Raw genomic sequence first — 15194 nt, 5'->3', positions numbered from 1 at the left:
GCCGCCCCCCTTCCGCCGCTTTATTCGTTAGTATGTATCTACTCCAGCATTATCTGCTCTGGTTCGTCGTCCTCCCCGTCGTCGCTGTCGCTTTCCTCCTGGGCCTCCCCGCTCCCGCCCGGGGGCGGGGGCAGTCGGTCGATGGATTCCAGCTGGAAACACCGAAGGAAGTTCTCCGTAGTGCCGTAGAGTAAGGGCCTGCCCGGAAGCTCCAGCCGGCCCCGCTCCTCCAAAAGCCCCTTCTGCACAAGGCTCCCCACCACGCCGGAGCAGTCGACCCCCCGCACCTGCTCCACAAAGGCCTTGGTCACCGGCTGGTTATAGGCCACCACCGCCAGCACCTCCATGGCCGCCTGGGAAAGGGGCGTGTTCCGCTTCAGGTCCAGGGCCGCCCGCACCGGCTCGATAAAGGCCGGGTTGGTACAGAACTGTGCCGAGTCCCCCAGCAGCAATAAGTGCACGCCGCTTTCGGGCTTATTGTACTTCTCCTGTAACCCGGCCAGCACCTGCTCCACCGCGTATGTGCGCACTCCAAGTGCCTGGGCTATCCTGTCCAGCGCCATAGGCTCGCCGCTGGCGAACAGGATGGCCTCTACGCGGCCGGTAATATCCTCTGTGCTCATGCCCTATCCCTCCCCAGCAGCCGTACCTCGCAAAGGTCCCCTTCGCCCTCTACCCGCACCCGGCGGTTTTTCACCAGCTCTAAAAGGGCCAGAAACACCGCCACCCGGGCGGAGCGCTCCTCCTTCTCCGCGAACAGCGCCCTATAAGCTATGCTCCCCCTCTTCCATAGGGTCCTGAGCACATACACCGTCTGGCTGGCCACGGACACTATCCTTGCGGACACCAGGGCTGAAAAGCTCTCGGGCTTTGGGGGCATAAGGCTCTTGCCCTTGCCCCAAGCGGCCCTCAGAGCCTGTCCCAGCTCCCGAGGGTCGTGCAGGCGCTTATAGATAAAGTCGGCGGGCAGTTCCTCCGGGGGCCTTGTGACGGTGTTGAACGCGGCCATCTCCCGAAGCTTCTCTGCCGCCGCCTTGCACTGCTGGTACTCCAAGAGCAGCCCCGTCAGCTCCATGCGCGGGTCCTCCTCGTCCTCCTGCCTTGGCAGCAGGGAGGCGGTCTTGATATATACCAGGCGGGCGGCCATCTCCAGGAACTCGCTGGCCACGTCCATGTCGGCCTCACGCATAAGGTCTATCTGCTCCATGTACTGCTCCAAAAGCTCCGCTATGGGTATATCATAGATATCTATCTTGTTCTTTGCCACCAAATTCAAAAGCAGGTCCAGGGGCCCCTCGAAATTCTCCAGCCTATATTGCAGCTTCTCCATACTTCACCCGCTCAAAAAAAGTTCAGCCCAAAGAGCCTGAAGGGCAGTCCGGCTATCCAGAAAATCCCCCGGGTCATGGCGCTCTCTATGGCGTACAGCGGCCCCGAAAAGGCCCCGGAGAACATCAGGAAGAACAGCACCATGACAAATATATTCTGATAGCGGTAATAGGTCGCAAGAGCCCGGTCGCTGAGAAAAGCTCCCAGTATCTTGGAGCCGTCCAGGGGCGGTATGGGCAGCAGGTTAAAGGCGGCCAGGGTCACGTTGACCGTGACGTAGTAGGCCAGCACGCTGTAGATAAAATAGAGCGCGCCGTTTGTCCCCCCGAACCCGGCTATCACCACCAGCACATTGAGGAGCAGCGCCCCGACTAAGGCCGCCAGCAGGTTGGACACCGGCCCCGCAAGGGCCACTATGGCCATATCCCGTTTGGGCTTTTTAAAATACCTTGGGTCCACTGGCACGGGCTTTGCCCAGCCAAAGCCAAAGAGGAACAGCCAGACGGTGCCGATGGGGTCCACGCTGGCAAGTGGGTTAAGGGTCAGGCGGCGCTCCAGCTTCGCCGTGGGGTCGCCCAGCCTATAGGCCACCCAGCCGTGGGCCAGCTCGTGCAGGGGCAGTATGCAGACTATCACGAAGATAAGGGCCAGCACCTGGGCTATGACGCTCTGTATGTCAATATGGCCCCCGGCCAGAAGGGTCCTGATCACGCTGAAAAACATAGATATCCTCCAATGCTAATTGTCTGATCCTGGGAATCGTACCCATGGATTATAACCTATTTTCATGAAAAAGACAATTCCTTTCAAAAAAAACTTGCATTTTCCCGGGCTTTCTGCTATAATCCTATTTGAATTTACGGTCAAAATCCAGAGGGGGCGCACACTATCGGTTGCGTTCCCGGCAAAAACAAGTACATTATTTTCAGAAAGGAATGATAAATATGGCAAAATGTGATTTCTGTGGCAAGGGCGTTACTTTCGGCTGCAAGGTTTCCCACTCTATGCGCCACTCCAACCGGGCCTGGAAGCCCAATATTAAGCGTGTAAAGGCTATCGTGGACGGCTCTCCCAAGCGCGTCTACGCCTGCACCCGCTGCCTGCGCTCGGGCAAAGTTACACGTGCCGTGTAACTTTTAGTTACTACGTGCCGTGTAACTTTATAGTTACAAAGAGCAGTGTAAGAGATTTTTACCTCTTTCAGGGCTGTCATTATTGACGGCCCTGCTTTTTTATTTTGAGGTGAATATAATTATATTCACCTCATATGCACGTCCAGCTGCGGATAGGGTATCTCTATGCCCTCTCTGTCAAAGGCCAGCTTTACCGCCTCCTGCATGGCGAAATACAGGTTCCAGTATTCCTCCTGCCTGCACCAGAGCTTCATCACCAGGGTCACGCCGCTGTCCTTTAGCTCCCCCACCGCTATCACCGGCGCGGGGTCCTTCAGTACCCGTTCATCCTTTTCGGAAAGGTCTGCAAGCACCTCCTTGCCCTTTTGCAGGTCCGTTTTATACGAGACCTGATAGCTCAGGTCCAGCCGCCTTGTGCCGTTGGTCGTGAAGTTCACCACCACGTCGCCGGTTATCTTGGAGTTGGGCACTATCACCTCTTTATTGTCAAAGGTCGCCAAAACAGTGTACAGTATCTCAATGCGCTTGACGGTACCCTCATAGCCGCCGAAGGAGAGGTAATCACCCTTTTTAAAGGGCTTTGTGAAGATTATCTGCACCCCGCTGACAAAGTTCCCAAGACTCCCCTGCAAAGCGAAGCTGGCCGTCAGGCCCGCCGCGCCCAGAGCGGCCACCAGGGAGGTTATATTTATTTGAAGCTTCGCAAGGGCGCTCACCCCGGCCATCAGCAGTATCAGCGACCGCACCAGCGACCCGATAAACCCCGCCACCAGCGGGTCCGTGCGGCTTTTGCCTATGGCCCGCCTGGTAAGCTTCGCCGCCAGCCCCGCCAGCCACCAGCCGCACAGGAAGATCAGCCCCGCCGACAAGAGGTTCCACCCGAAGCCTATGAGCCAGGCGGTAAATTTTCCCCAGAGCTCCCTGCCGTCCATACCGGCTTACACCAGGCCCCAGGCGGCCCCAAAGGACCTGCGTGCCACCTGCTCCAAAACGTCCTTTATCTCCTGGGCGGCGTCCTTCTCTTTGGAGTTTTTCAGCTGCTCGTCAAGGAGCTTGAAAAGGTCCTCAAGGCTGTCGGACTGCATTATGGCCGCGCCGGTAAAGAAGCTGTCCCATTCGGGCATATACCGTACCGCCTCTATTGGGGTCGCCACTATCAGCTTCTCCGGGTCCACGGTCTCAAGCTCCATAGGACCCACCACCGCCTCCAGCTTCTGCCGCTCGGTGATTATCCCCATCTCCACCATTGTGTCAAGGGCGTCTATCTTACCGAACATGGTCAGGTTCCCCGAGAAGTGCTCCTTTAAATAGGCCAGATTCTCCTCTGTAAGGCCCTTGGAGTCCGGCAGCTGCCGCGGGGGCTGGGTCTGTTTCCAGTCGTCATAGTCCATGATAAGCTGCATACCCGGGCTTGACCAGTGGCCGGTCTCCCCTGTAACAGACTTGACGATCTCCAAAAATGTGCTCTCGTCCAGCTTCATGCCCGGGTCCCGCTGATAGGCGCTATAGATAATCTCGCTTATGTACTGGCTGTTTCTTACCTGCATATCAAGCTCTCCTTAAACTATAAAATATATTCACAAATATGGCTTGTATCATAGTATAGCACATTATAGGGTGAAATAGGAAGATTTTCCGCGAAAAAATCCCGAAGTTTTCATTTTTTCTTGTGCCCGGCGGTATATTTATGATATAATTGACACTGGATTATTATGTTCCCCGGAGGGAGTTGTTATAAGGATGGACGGTCAGAATCGCATATGCTGGGTGTGCTTTCCACAGCGGGACGGCGTGGAACCCCTTGGGGGGGAGCTGACGGCGGCCCGCCGCAGGTATTTCACGGACCCGAAGCACACCGTCAGCCTTGACAAGGCTCAGAATTTCAAGGGCTTTAATGGCCACGTGCGCGGAAAGCTCTCGAAACGGCACTTCTACTGGAAGAAAAAGATAACCGGCACCGCCGCCGGCGAGGTCATCGTGGAGGAGGCCTTCGGCCAGAAGGACGGCTGGGTGCTGGTGACAAGGGATATGTACGGCGTTATCGTCAGCCGCAATTTCTTCGACAAGAAGCACGAATGGCTGCGCACCGAATATTATGAGCCCTGGGATTCCGGCCGGGCCCGGGTCAGCTTCACCCCGGGGAACGAGCCGGACTCTGTCCTGCGCCGGGACTGGGACCCGGAGACAAAGCACTATCATGATACCCTGCTGTTCGGGGTCCCCTACCGTCCCGGCACAGCAGGGCAGAGCGTGGTGGACGCCCAGATAGGCGGGCCCCAGCTGCTGCTGGCCATGGCCGAGGGCGAGATGTGCTGCTGCCCCAAGGATGAGGCCGACGCAAGGCTTGCGGCCATGAAAAACGTGAACAGCGGCACGGTGGTGCTCATGCCCGCCTGGGAGATAAAGGGCGGCGAACTGGTCCGGGAGGACGGCGGCGACGACGCCGGCATCACCTTCACCTCTCTGGAGGAGTACGCAAAAATAGAGCCCGGAGACAAGCACCAGCCAACTCTCACCGGGGAGACCCTTCCCCCGCCGGAGCGGCCCCTGCCCCCGGCGGTGGGTGAGTTTGCCCCGGAGCAGACGGAGCCCGCGGCGGAGACGCCCCTTATCGAGCCCCACGAGGCCCGGCATATGCGGGAGCCCGTGAACTCCACTCCCGCCGTTACCGCACCTATGCCCCCGGAACCTACAGCGCCCCAGCCTATGCCCCAGGAGCCCCATATGTTCGCGCCCCCTCCCCAGGAGCCGCCAATGCCTGCGCCAACTCCCCGAGAGCGGCCCACGCCCGCGCCGGTGCCCCCTGTTCAGGCGCAGCCGATGCCCGCGCCCCCGCGCCACATTCAGGAGCCGCCCGCGCCTGTACCCATGCCGCCGGTCCAGGCACAGCCGGAGCCTGTGCCCCAGGTCTCAGAGGAGCCAGTTCCCATGAGGGTCGAACAGGCCGATGAGGACATGAACCTGGAGACCCTCCTGGCCGAAGCCGCCATTTATTCCAGCGTCCCTCCCCTGCCTGAGCCCTCTTTGGAGACCTCGATGGGTATGCCCATTCCCAACGGCTATACGGGCGATATAAAGAACGGCAAGATATCCGGCCGGGGCCGCACAGAACAGCGGGGGGGCATGACCTCTTATGAAGGGGACTATGTAAACGGAAAGCGGGAGGGCTTCGGCACATACTACTATAAGGACGGCAACCTCTGCTACGCCGGTACCTGGCGGGACGACCGCCGGGAGGGGCTCGGGGTCTCCTTCCGGGACAGCGACCACGCCCTGCACGTGGCCAACTGGAGGGACGGCCAGCCCAGCGGCCTTGTGACCCTGTTTGACAGCGAGGGGAACCTCAGGTACAGCGGGCGCATGGAAAACGGCAAAAAGGAGGGCGCGGGGGTGGTCATCAACGGTGAGGACGGCACCGTGTTCGTGGGCCAGTGGGCAGGCGGCGAGACCACCGGCCTGGGCTCCGCCTTTGACCGTGAGGGGCGGCTGCTGTACTACGGCAGCTGGAAGGACGGCAAGCGCCACGGCCACGGCACGGAGTTCGACCTGCACGGCGGAGTGGTGTTTGACGGCGAGTTCCGGGACGGAAAATACTTTAACGGCGTACTCTACCAAAAGCTGTAAGATTATGTACAGGCTTTCGGCCGAAAACCCCTTTCGTCCGAAAGCCCGCCGCAGCCCCTTATCTAAGCATCTTCTCCATATCCCCCAGCATATCCCCCACCGTGTGGATAGCCCGGCTGGCGTTCTTCTTCATATGGGCTGCCCGCTTGTGAGACCCGCCGTTCATGGCCTTGGCGCCAATGGCCGCCACCGCCGCGCCGGTCAGCAGGCCGAGCCCCACGCCTTTGGCCACATTCATGCTCTGCTTATACATGTTATCTATCCTCCTCAGCAATATGATAAAACGGAGCAGCTTCAGCATTGCCGCTGTTGCCCTCAAGCTCATTTTTCCCCTCTCCTTTGACTTTATTCTCTCCCCATGGAGGCAAGCTATGTCCGATAAAAAAAGCCTTAACATCGTGCTGGTGGAGCCGGAAATACCCCAGAACACCGGCAATATCGCCCGCACCTGCGCCGTCACCGGGGCCGCCCTGCACCTTGTGGGACCCATGGGCTTTACCCCCACGGACAAGCGCCTGCGCCACGCGGGCCTTGACTACTGGCAATATTTAACGCTTTTTCAATATGATAGCTTAACCGAATTTTTTGAAAAGAACAGCGGTAATTTTTTCTTTTTTTCCACCAAGGCCCAAAAGCGCCACTCGGACGTGCAGTACCCCGACGGCTGCTATTTGTTCTTCGGGAAGGAATCGGCTGGTCTGCCGGAGCGTCTGCTCTTTGAGAACCCGGGACGCTGTGTGCGCATACCCATGATGTCCGGGGCCAGGAGCCTGAACCTCAGTAACTCCGTGGCCGTGGGCGTGTTCGAGGTTCTGCGCCAGTGGGACTACCCACAGCTTCTGTGCAGCGGCGAGCTGAGGGATTACGACTGGGCGGCGGCAAAGGCGCGGAACCCGGGGTCAGAGTTTTTGTAGCTTAGCGGCGGCAGACCCGCTTCTCTTCCAAGTTGACAGGCTGTTTGCCCTGATGTATAATGGATTTGTGTGGAGGTGTTAAAATGAATAACGAGGATAAAATTTTACAAATACTAGGTACTATGCAGGAGGATATTCATTCCATGAAGGATGATATCCAGGGCATGAAATACGACATTCAAGACCTCAAGTCCGATATGCAGGGCGTTAAATTTGAAATTCAGGGCTTGAAGTCCGACATGCAGGGCGTTAAGTCTGAAATCACCAAGCTGCACGGCAAAGTAGACGCTCTCGCCAAGTCTCAGGAGCAGACGCGCGTTACCGTAAACGCCCTTGTGGAGTGGTCTGACAGGATCACCTCGGTCTATGAGCTTCCGCTGCCCAAGCTTTGAGTTTTGCCGCTCCCCGGGGCCGGGTCTTTTATAGAAATTTTAGCCGTTAAAGGAAGTCTGTACAAATGCCACAGGAGCCGGCGGGTCATGGAACGCATGGTAAAACAGGACAGGACCACCCAATGGGACTTCGGCGGGCGGGTGGCGGACACGGCGGTATACACGCTTCGGCTTTAACCCAACACACCGCTCGGAATTGCCGGGTTTTTCGCTCTTTAAAACATAAAAACTTTACAATTACCCCCTTCCACCGGGGGTATCTTTATGTTAAAATATAGACAGATTTTCTGAGCCAGGAGGTAACCGCGGTGCATTTCATTGAATTTGACAATGTCTGCAAGTTTTACACCATGGGCGAGACAAAAATAGCCGCCGCCGACCATATCAGCTTCTATGTGGAGAAGGGCGAATTCTGCGTCATCGTAGGCCCCTCCGGGGCGGGGAAAACCACGGTGCTGAATATGCTGGGCGGCATGGATGCCTGCGACGGCGGGCGTATCCTGCTGGACGAAAAGGAGATAAGCAGCTACAGCTCCCGGCAGCTCACCACCTACCGGCGGCTGGAGGTGGGCTTTGTGTTCCAGTTCTATAACCTGGTGCAGAACCTTACCGCCCTTGAAAACGTGGAGCTCGCAAGCGAAATCTGCCCCAACCCGCTGGACCCAAAGAAGACTCTTGTGGGCGTAGGGCTTGGGGACAGGCTTAATAACTTCCCGGCCCAGCTCTCCGGTGGAGAGCAGCAGCGGGTGGCCATCGCCCGGGCTCTTGCCAAGAACCCCAAGATACTCCTCTGCGACGAGCCCACCGGCGCTCTCGACTACAACACCGGCAAGGCGGTGCTGGGCCTCTTGCAGGACACCTGCCGCAGGACTGGGCAAACCGTGCTGGTCATCACCCATAACGGGGCCCTCACGGCTATGGCGGACCGGGTCATACGCATAAGGAGCGGCAAGGCCGTCTCCAACGAGGTGAACCAAAACCCCCTGCCGGTGGAGGATATAGAATGGTAAACCGCCCATACTGGAAGAATATCCTGCGCACCGCCCGAGGAAGTATGTCCAGGTTCCTGGCCATATTCGCCATTGTGGCCCTGGGCTCGGGCTTTTTGGCGGGGGTGCTGGCCTCGCCGCTGGACATGCGCATAAGCGCCGACAGCTATATGGACCGGTCGGATATGTACGACCTGCGCGTTGTGTCCACTCAGGGGCTTACCGACGGCGATATCGAGGAGCTTCGGAAGCTTGAAGGCGTACTGTCCGCCGGCCCGGCCTATGACACGGATACAGTGCTGATTTCGGAGACGGGCGACTCCCATACCGCCCGCATACACACCCTTCCCTCTTCCGGAAGGTACCACCCGGAGCTGCTGGAGGGCCGGTATCCCGAGAGCGCCGGCGAGTGCGCGGTGATACTGACAAAGACCTTCACAGGTGACAGCGACTGGCTGGGCAAAAAGCTCAGTGTGGACCCCGGCGAGGAGAACGAGAATATGGTCCGGGAGTTCACCGTGGTGGGCACGGTGCGCAGCGCCCTGTACATCTCCCTTGAGAACGAGCGCACCCAGACGGGCACCGGCTCCATCGACCTGAAGCTGTACACCCCGCCGGAGAGCTTCGACCAGGATTACTACACCGCCGCGTACATCACGGTAGACGGCAGCACGGAGCTGAACTCTTTTAACGGCGAGTATGACGCGCTTATAGACGATATGTCCGCCAGGCTCGAGGAGCTGGGCGAGGAGCGGGCGGTTGTCCGCTATAACGAGATTATTGACGAGGCCAACGCCGAGCTTTCAGATGCGCAGAAGGAGTATGACGACGCCAAAGCCGACGCTGACCGGGAGCTTTCCGACGCACTTAAGGAGCTGGAGGACGCGGAGAAGGAGCTCGACCACGGCAGGCAGGAGCTGGAGGAGGCCAAAAAGGAACTGGAGGACGGTCAGAAGGAGATAGACGGCGGCTGGGCCGAGTACCGCGCGGAAATCGCAAATGCCCAGAAGGAGATAGACAACGGCTGGGCACAGATAGACGGCTATCAGGCCCAGCTGGACAGCGGCTTCACTGAGATAAGCGCGGCCCAGGGGCAGATAACCGCCGGATATAAGGAGTTGGAGAGCTCCGAGGGGCAGCTGGCTGCGGCCAAGGCCCAGCTGGATGCAACTAAGGTCCAGCTGAACGGACTGGCGGAGGGCAAGGCCGCGCTGGCGGGACTGGCGGCGCAGCTGGGACTGCCCCAGGGGGACGGCTCGGACGCGTGGGCCATAGAGACCATCATCATGCTGGAACAAGTTTCCCCCGAAGCCGGGGCACAGTTTGCGCAGCTTAAGACGGGCCTTGAGTCCCTGGCCGCCCAGGGGACGGACTCTGCGGCGGCCAATGCGGCGCTGGAAAAGGGGCTCGCCGAATATGAGCAGGGCAAAAAGCAGGCGCAGGACGCGCGGACGCGGCTTGACCAAAACCAGCGGAAGCTGAACACCCAGCTTTCCGAGCTTAGGAATCAGCAGGCAGAGCTGGACGCCCAGAAGGGCAAGCTTTACAGCGCGGAGAACACGCTTAATACAACCAAGACCGACACGGAGAAGAAGCTTCAGGACGCCCAGCAGGAGCTGGACGAGGGGCGCTTGGAATATGAGGACGGCCTTGCGGAGCTTGAGGACGGCGAAAAGGAGCTTAAAGAGGGCTGGGAGGACTACTATCAGGGCAAGCGGGAGGCCGAGGAGGAACTGGCGGACGCGGAGCAGAAGCTGCTGGACGCACGGGCGGACATCGACGGCCTTGAGCAGGGCGAATGGTACGTTTTCACCAGGGACGACAACGCCGGCTTTTCCAGCTATGCCTCCAACGCCGATAAGATAGCGGCCATTGCCACGGTGTTCCCGGTGTTCTTCTTCCTGGTGGCGGCTCTGGTGGCACTAACCACCATGACCCGCATGGTGGAGGAGGAACGCGGGCAGATAGGGGCCATGAAGGCCCTGGGATACTCGCCGGTGCGCATTGCCGGGAAGTACCTGCTGTACGCCGCCGCGGCAAGCCTTTTTGGCTGCGTGTTTGGTATAACTGGTGGCATGTGGCTGTTCCCCACGGTCATCATAAACGCCTATAATATTATGTACGACCTGCCAAAGGTGCTCACGCCCTTTAGCTGGCCCCTTGCCATATTCTCGGCCGTCACCGCCACTCTGTGTACCCTGGCGGCCACGCTGAGCGCCTGCTGGAACGCCCTAAGGGAGTCCCCCGCTTGTCTTATGCTGCCCAAGGCCCCCAAGGCCGGAAAGCGCATACTGCTGGAGCGGGTCACCCCCCTTTGGAGCCGGCTGAAATTCACCCAGAAGGTCACGGCCCGAAACCTGATACGCTATAAAAAGCGCTTTTTCATGACCGTTCTCGGCATAGCCGGGTGCACGGCGCTGCTTGTGACCGGGTTCGGGATAAGGGACTCCATCTCCGATATCGTGGGCATACAGTATGGAGAGCTGTGCAATTATAACCTGATAGTGGGACTAAAAAGCGAGGAGGCTCTGACAGACCCGGAGCTTATGGAGATACTTGAGGACGAAAGCCGTGTGGCGAACTCTTTGGCTGTGCTCCAGGACGCGGGCTCTGTAGTGCCCAACGGCGGTGGCCCCGCCGACGATATCACCATCTTTGTGCCCTCCGATACAGAGCGTCTGCCGGATTTCTTCCATTTCAGGCATCGTGGGGATAATAGGCCCGTCGAGTACGGCGAAAATTCCGTCATAGTCACGGAGAAGCTCTCAGAGCGGCAGCACCTGAAGGTGGGCGACACTATAACCGTCAGGAACCAGGACGAGACTGAGGCCAGCTTTACCGTCACCGACATCTGCGAAAATTATGTACAGCACCTGCTGTACATCTCCCCCGCCGCTTATGAGGAGGGCTTCGGCGCGAAGCCCGAGATGAACTCCCTGTTGTGCCTGCTGCCGGAGGAGGGCCCAAAGGGCGGTGCGGACGCTCTGACCACCCGGCTGCTGGAGTGCGACGAGGTGGCTCTTGCCACCTCCACCGAGGAGCTCTCCAGAAGCTTTAACAACAGCATAAGCAGTATAAACTATATCGTGGTGGTGCTGATAATATCGGCGGGCGCTCTGGCCTTTGTGGTGGTGTATAATCTTACCAATATCAATATCACCGAGCGGGTAAAGGAGCTGGCGACCATAAAGGTGTTGGGCTTTTACGAGTCCGAAGTGGCGGCGTACGTGTACAGGGAGACGGCGGCGCTGACGGTCATAGGCACGGCAGTGGGGCTCCTGCTGGGGGTTGTCCTGCACCAGTTCGTCATACGCACGGCGGAGATAGACATGGTGATGTTCGGACGGTCCATATACGCGCCCAGCTATATCTTCTCTGCGGTGCTGACGGTGCTGTTCAGCGTCCTTGTCAATCTGGTCATGTACAGAAAGCTTGCAAAAATAAGTATGGTCGAGAGCATGAAGGCTCCCGAGTGAGGTAAACAGCATGAAACACCTGATAATCGCCGGGGTCCCCCGGTCCGGCAAGAGCACCCTGTCCAGGCGGGTAGCGAAAGCCCTGGGCTGGCAGCACGTAAGCATGGACGCGATAATCGCCGGTTTCGAGCGGTGCTTCCCGGAAACCGGCATAGACACCGGCCTCTCCGTGAACAAAAATAAGAGCTCCATGGAGATACTGCATATCATCAGCGGAAAGATAGGCCCCTTCCTGCGGGCCATGACGGACCCGGAGGAGTATGACCGGAAGAACGGTCCCATGGTGATAGATATGTACCAGCTTCTGCCCGAGGACTACGCGAAGTACCTGGACCCCGATATCTGCGGGATAATCTACCTGCTCACCGGGGACGTGACCCCCGAGGAGCGCTGCCGGATACAGAAGGAATTTGATACGCCTGAGGACTACACCTATGAGCTCTCCGACCAGGAGCGGCTGGAGGGCTGCGGGTACCTGGTGGAGCAGTCAAGGCTCCTGCGGGAGCAGTGCGAGCATTTGGGCCTGCCCTATTTTGAAACCGCCAGGGACAGGGAAACTGTTTTTGACGGCATTATGGAGAAGCTGCGGCGGGACGTGCCGGAATATGAGAATTGAGTTTTAAGGGGCTGCATAAACGGCCCCTTATTTTTGCCCTTGACAAAGCGACACCAGTGTCGTATAATAAAAGCGACACCAATGCCGCAAGGAGGCAACCATATGCAAAGCAAGGGCGAAAGCACAAGACAGGCAATATGCGAAAAGGCACGGGAGCTGTTCTGCAAGCGGGGCTTCAAGGGGGTCGCCATGCAGGATATCTGCAAGGCCACAGGCCTCAGCCGGGGCGGGCTCTACAGGCATTTCGACAGCACCGGGCAGATTTTTTCCGCCATACTGGAGGGTTTCGGCGGCGCACAGAACCGGGGGATACACGAGCAGATAGGGCGCGGCGTACCAGCCAGTCTCATTTTAGAGGAGCTCCTCTGCCGCTATGAATATGAAATACCCGACAGCGGCAGTTCCCTGAGCCTTGCCGTCTGCGAGTTCTACAGCGGTTCAGATTCTGTAAACGCACCGCCAATATTGGACTGGTACGAGTCCTCCCGCGCCGGGTGGGAGGAGCTTATCAGGTACGGCCTTGATACCGGGGAGTTCTCCTGCCCGGACCCTCGGGGGATGTTTGACCTGGTTGTGTTCGCCTATCAGGGGGCACGGCTTTGGGGCAGGCTGATGGAGCTGCCAAAAGGCACTCCCGGCAGGATGCTGGGACAGGTGCGAAGGCTGCTGCTGGGGCCGGAGATGATAAGGCTTGAGCGGCCCAGGCCGGAGCATAAGGAGCGGGCGCTGGAGTTCCGGGAGGGGTTCTTTGCCCACGGCGAGCCCACTATCTTCGGCAGCGAACTTCTTGACAAAACCGAAAGCTATGATAAGTGGCTGGAATCAGTTACAAGAAATACCGACCCAAAGACCGTAGACCCGAACTGGGTGCTGACGGACACATACTTCGCCCTGGACGGCAGGGACGACATTGTGGGCATAATAGACCTGCGCCATGAGCTCAACGGCTTTTTAAAGGACCTTGGCAACTGCGGGTACAGTGTGCGGCCCGCCAAAAGGTGCCATGGATACGGCTCACAGATGCTGGGGCTTTTGACAGTCAGGGCGAAAGCGGCGGGGCTTTCAGAGCTTCACATCTCCGTGGAACGGGATAACGCCCCCTCTGTGCGGGTAATAAAGGGCTGGGGCGGGGTGTATGAGCGGAGCTTTTCCCATGAGGGCGCCGGGGCCGACGTGTACGTTGTCCCCCTATAGTGCCGGGTAGAAGAAAAATATAGCAAGCGCGCCTGTTTTTGCAAAGTTCTACTTGCAAACAGGCGCGTTTTGTTATACAATATTTGGTAGTAAGCTCTGGGCTTTATGCGTAGAGTCCGTTATTTCCATTAAAAGAAGGAGTGCACTGAAAATGAACTATCTGAACAAGAAGACCGTTGAGGACATCGACGTTGCTGGCAAGCGCGTACTGGTACGCTGCGACTTCAACGTCCCCATGAAGGACGGCGCTATCACCGACACCAAGCGCATTGTCGGCGCTCTGCCCACCGTCAAGTACCTCTCCGACCACGGCGCCAAGGTAATACTCTGCTCCCATATGGGCAGGCCCCACAACATCTTCAACGACACCGTGAAGCTGGACAAGAAGGAGAAGAAGAAGATCGACGCCATGCCCGAAAGCGAGCAGGCCGAGGCCACCGCAAAGTGCCTTGAGGCCGCCAAGGGCGACGTTACAAAGTTCTCCCTGGCCCCCGTGGCCGCAGAGCTGGGCAAGCTTCTGGGCAAAGAGGTCATTATGGCCAAGGACGTTATCGGCCCCGACGCCAAGGCCAAGGCCGCTGCCCTCAAGGACGGCGATGTGATGATAATCGAGAATATCCGTTTCCACTCCGAGGAGACCAAGAACGACCCCGAGTTCGCCAAGGAGCTGGCCTCTATGGCTGAAATCTATGTGAACGACGCTTTCGGTACCGCCCACAGGGCTCACGCTTCAACTGAGGGCGTGTCCCACTACCTGCCCGCCGTCTGCGGCTACCTTATCCAGAAGGAGATCACCGTCATGGGCGGCGCCCTCACCGAGCCCAAGCGCCCCTTCGTGGCAATCCTGGGCGGCGCGAAGGTCTCCGACAAGATAGGCGTTATTGACAACCTGCTCACGAAAGTTGACACCCTGATCATCGGCGGCGGCATGGCCTATACCTTCTTCAAGGCCCAGGGCTACTCCATTGGCACCTCCCTGTGCGAGGAGGACAAGCTGGACCTGGCCAAGGCCACACTGGAGAAGGCCGAGAAGGCCGGCGTGAAGTTCCTGCTGCCCGTTGACACCAAGGTTGGCAAGGAGTTCGACCCCGACACCGAGAGCCAGGTGGTGGACTCCAGCGAGATACCCGACGGCTGGATGGGCCTTGACATCGGGCCCAAGACCATTGAGCTGTTCTCCGCCGCTATCAAGGGCGCGGGCACCGTGGTCTGGAACGGCCCCATGGGCGTTTCCGAGTGGGACAACTTCGCAAAGGGCACCATCGGCGTGGCCAGCGCTGTGGCTGACAGCGGCTCTATCTCCATCATCGGCGGCGGCGACTCTGCGGCGGCCGTTGAGAAGCTGGGCTTTGCCGAGAAGATGACCCATATCTCCACCGGCGGCGGCGCCTCCCTCGAGTTCCTGGAGGGCAAGGAGCTGCCCGGCATTGCCTGCCTGAACGAGAAGTAATTTGCCTTAAGGGGGGCGGGGGTTGGCCCCGCCCTCTTTAATAGTTAAAAGTTTCGTCCACCTTTTCAAAGGTGGCA

The 15194-nt window shown here is 58.5% G+C and carries 15 protein-coding genes; 9 read left to right on the top strand and 6 right to left on the bottom strand.

Annotated features, from left to right (window positions below; translation table 11 throughout):
* Positions 1-38: 38 nt before the first annotated feature.
* From scpB to ADH66_RS04405, 3 genes are read right to left on the bottom strand one after another with little or no spacing between them, the layout of a single operon-like run.
* A complete protein-coding gene (scpB, locus tag ADH66_RS04415; protein ID WP_066535200.1) occupies positions 39-623 on the bottom strand; it encodes an SMC-Scp complex subunit ScpB in 585 nt (194 codons plus the stop codon).
* Positions 620-1330: a segregation and condensation protein A gene (locus tag ADH66_RS04410; RefSeq protein ID WP_066535201.1), complete on the bottom strand. Its 711-nt coding sequence runs from the start codon at positions 1328-1330 to the stop codon at positions 620-622. Before ADH66_RS04410 ends, scpB begins: the two co-directional genes overlap by 4 nt.
* A gap of 11 nt (positions 1331-1341) precedes the next feature.
* The gene (locus ADH66_RS04405; RefSeq protein WP_066535204.1) at positions 1342-2052 is read right to left on the bottom strand and encodes a site-2 protease family protein; all 711 of its coding nucleotides are present in this window, start codon (positions 2050-2052) and stop codon (positions 1342-1344) included.
* A gap of 221 nt (positions 2053-2273) precedes the next feature.
* Here ADH66_RS04405 and rpmB point away from each other — a divergent pair, with 221 nt between their 5' ends.
* A complete protein-coding gene (gene rpmB / locus ADH66_RS04400) occupies positions 2274-2462 on the top strand; it encodes a 50S ribosomal protein L28 (protein WP_066535206.1) in 189 nt (62 codons plus the stop codon).
* Between the two features lie 125 nt (positions 2463-2587).
* Here rpmB and ADH66_RS04395 read toward each other — a convergent pair whose 3' ends face one another.
* On the bottom strand, positions 2588-3394 hold the full coding sequence (locus ADH66_RS04395; RefSeq protein ID WP_066535208.1) for a mechanosensitive ion channel family protein: 807 nt from the start codon (positions 3392-3394) through the stop codon (positions 2588-2590).
* Between the two features lie 6 nt (positions 3395-3400).
* On the bottom strand, positions 3401-4009 hold the full coding sequence (locus ADH66_RS04390) for a hypothetical protein (RefSeq protein WP_066535213.1): 609 nt from the start codon (positions 4007-4009) through the stop codon (positions 3401-3403).
* A gap of 193 nt (positions 4010-4202) precedes the next feature.
* On the opposite strand from ADH66_RS04390, the gene ADH66_RS04385 reads away from it, so the two are divergent.
* Positions 4203-6086 (top strand): hypothetical protein, encoded by a 1884-nt coding sequence (locus ADH66_RS04385; protein WP_066535215.1) that lies wholly within the window; start codon positions 4203-4205, stop codon positions 6084-6086.
* 58 nt (positions 6087-6144) lie between these two features.
* On the opposite strand, the gene ADH66_RS04380 is transcribed toward ADH66_RS04385, so the two are convergent.
* Positions 6145-6411 (bottom strand): hypothetical protein, encoded by a 267-nt coding sequence (locus ADH66_RS04380; protein ID WP_066535217.1) that lies wholly within the window; start codon positions 6409-6411, stop codon positions 6145-6147.
* A gap of 46 nt (positions 6412-6457) precedes the next feature.
* On the opposite strand from ADH66_RS04380, the gene ADH66_RS04375 reads away from it, so the two are divergent.
* The 7 genes from ADH66_RS04375 to ADH66_RS04345 all read left to right on the top strand — a co-directional run bounded on the left by ADH66_RS04375 (position 6458) and on the right by ADH66_RS04345 (position 15117).
* Entirely contained in the window at positions 6458-7000 is a 543-nt protein-coding gene (locus tag ADH66_RS04375) for a tRNA (cytidine(34)-2'-O)-methyltransferase (RefSeq protein WP_066535223.1), read from the top strand.
* A 143-nt stretch (positions 7001-7143) separates the two neighbouring features.
* Complete coding sequence (locus ADH66_RS04370) at positions 7144-7392, top strand: hypothetical protein (protein ID WP_157130594.1); 249 nt, start codon at positions 7144-7146, stop codon at positions 7390-7392.
* A gap of 350 nt (positions 7393-7742) precedes the next feature.
* Positions 7743-8402, top strand: coding sequence for an ABC transporter ATP-binding protein (locus ADH66_RS04365; protein WP_269466836.1), 660 nt, complete (start codon positions 7743-7745; stop codon positions 8400-8402).
* Positions 8396-11857, top strand: coding sequence for an ABC transporter permease (locus ADH66_RS04360; RefSeq protein WP_066535235.1), 3462 nt, complete (start codon positions 8396-8398; stop codon positions 11855-11857). The genes ADH66_RS04365 and ADH66_RS04360 overlap by 7 nt, the downstream gene beginning before the upstream one ends.
* A gap of 10 nt (positions 11858-11867) precedes the next feature.
* Complete coding sequence (locus ADH66_RS04355) at positions 11868-12473, top strand: nucleoside/nucleotide kinase family protein (RefSeq protein ID WP_066535238.1); 606 nt, start codon at positions 11868-11870, stop codon at positions 12471-12473.
* A 102-nt stretch (positions 12474-12575) separates the two neighbouring features.
* A complete protein-coding gene (locus ADH66_RS04350; protein ID WP_162288746.1) occupies positions 12576-13667 on the top strand; it encodes a GNAT family N-acetyltransferase in 1092 nt (363 codons plus the stop codon).
* Between the two features lie 151 nt (positions 13668-13818).
* Positions 13819-15117, top strand: coding sequence for a phosphoglycerate kinase (locus ADH66_RS04345; RefSeq protein WP_066535244.1), 1299 nt, complete (start codon positions 13819-13821; stop codon positions 15115-15117).
* Positions 15118-15194: the final 77 nt, after the last annotated feature.

Source organism: Acutalibacter muris, from assembly GCF_002201475.1.
GTDB lineage: Bacteria > Bacillota > Clostridia > Oscillospirales > Acutalibacteraceae > Acutalibacter > Acutalibacter muris.
This window is presented reverse-complemented; position numbering and strand designations above follow the sequence as displayed.

Bases quoted from the DNA above. Each gene is read 5' to 3' on its own strand.
- scpB (WP_066535200.1), bottom strand. From the start codon at position 623: ATGAGCACAGAGGATATTACCGGCCGCGTAGAGGCCATCCTGTTCGCC.
- ADH66_RS04410 (WP_066535201.1), bottom strand. From the start codon at position 1,330: ATGGAGAAGCTGCAATATAGGCTGGAGAATTTCGAGGGGCCCCTGGAC.
- ADH66_RS04405 (WP_066535204.1), bottom strand. From the start codon at position 2,052: ATGTTTTTCAGCGTGATCAGGACCCTTCTGGCCGGGGGCCATATTGAC.
- rpmB (WP_066535206.1), top strand. From the start codon at position 2,274: ATGGCAAAATGTGATTTCTGTGGCAAGGGCGTTACTTTCGGCTGCAAG.
- ADH66_RS04395 (WP_066535208.1), bottom strand. From the start codon at position 3,394: ATGGACGGCAGGGAGCTCTGGGGAAAATTTACCGCCTGGCTCATAGGC.
- ADH66_RS04390 (WP_066535213.1), bottom strand. From the start codon at position 4,009: ATGCAGGTAAGAAACAGCCAGTACATAAGCGAGATTATCTATAGCGCC.
- ADH66_RS04385 (WP_066535215.1), top strand. From the start codon at position 4,203: ATGGACGGTCAGAATCGCATATGCTGGGTGTGCTTTCCACAGCGGGAC.
- ADH66_RS04380 (WP_066535217.1), bottom strand. From the start codon at position 6,411: ATGAGCTTGAGGGCAACAGCGGCAATGCTGAAGCTGCTCCGTTTTATC.
- ADH66_RS04375 (WP_066535223.1), top strand. From the start codon at position 6,458: ATGTCCGATAAAAAAAGCCTTAACATCGTGCTGGTGGAGCCGGAAATA.
- ADH66_RS04370 (WP_157130594.1), top strand. From the start codon at position 7,144: ATGAAGGATGATATCCAGGGCATGAAATACGACATTCAAGACCTCAAG.
- ADH66_RS04365 (WP_269466836.1), top strand. From the start codon at position 7,743: ATGGGCGAGACAAAAATAGCCGCCGCCGACCATATCAGCTTCTATGTG.
- ADH66_RS04360 (WP_066535235.1), top strand. From the start codon at position 8,396: ATGGTAAACCGCCCATACTGGAAGAATATCCTGCGCACCGCCCGAGGA.
- ADH66_RS04355 (WP_066535238.1), top strand. From the start codon at position 11,868: ATGAAACACCTGATAATCGCCGGGGTCCCCCGGTCCGGCAAGAGCACC.
- ADH66_RS04350 (WP_162288746.1), top strand. From the start codon at position 12,576: ATGCAAAGCAAGGGCGAAAGCACAAGACAGGCAATATGCGAAAAGGCA.
- ADH66_RS04345 (WP_066535244.1), top strand. From the start codon at position 13,819: ATGAACTATCTGAACAAGAAGACCGTTGAGGACATCGACGTTGCTGGC.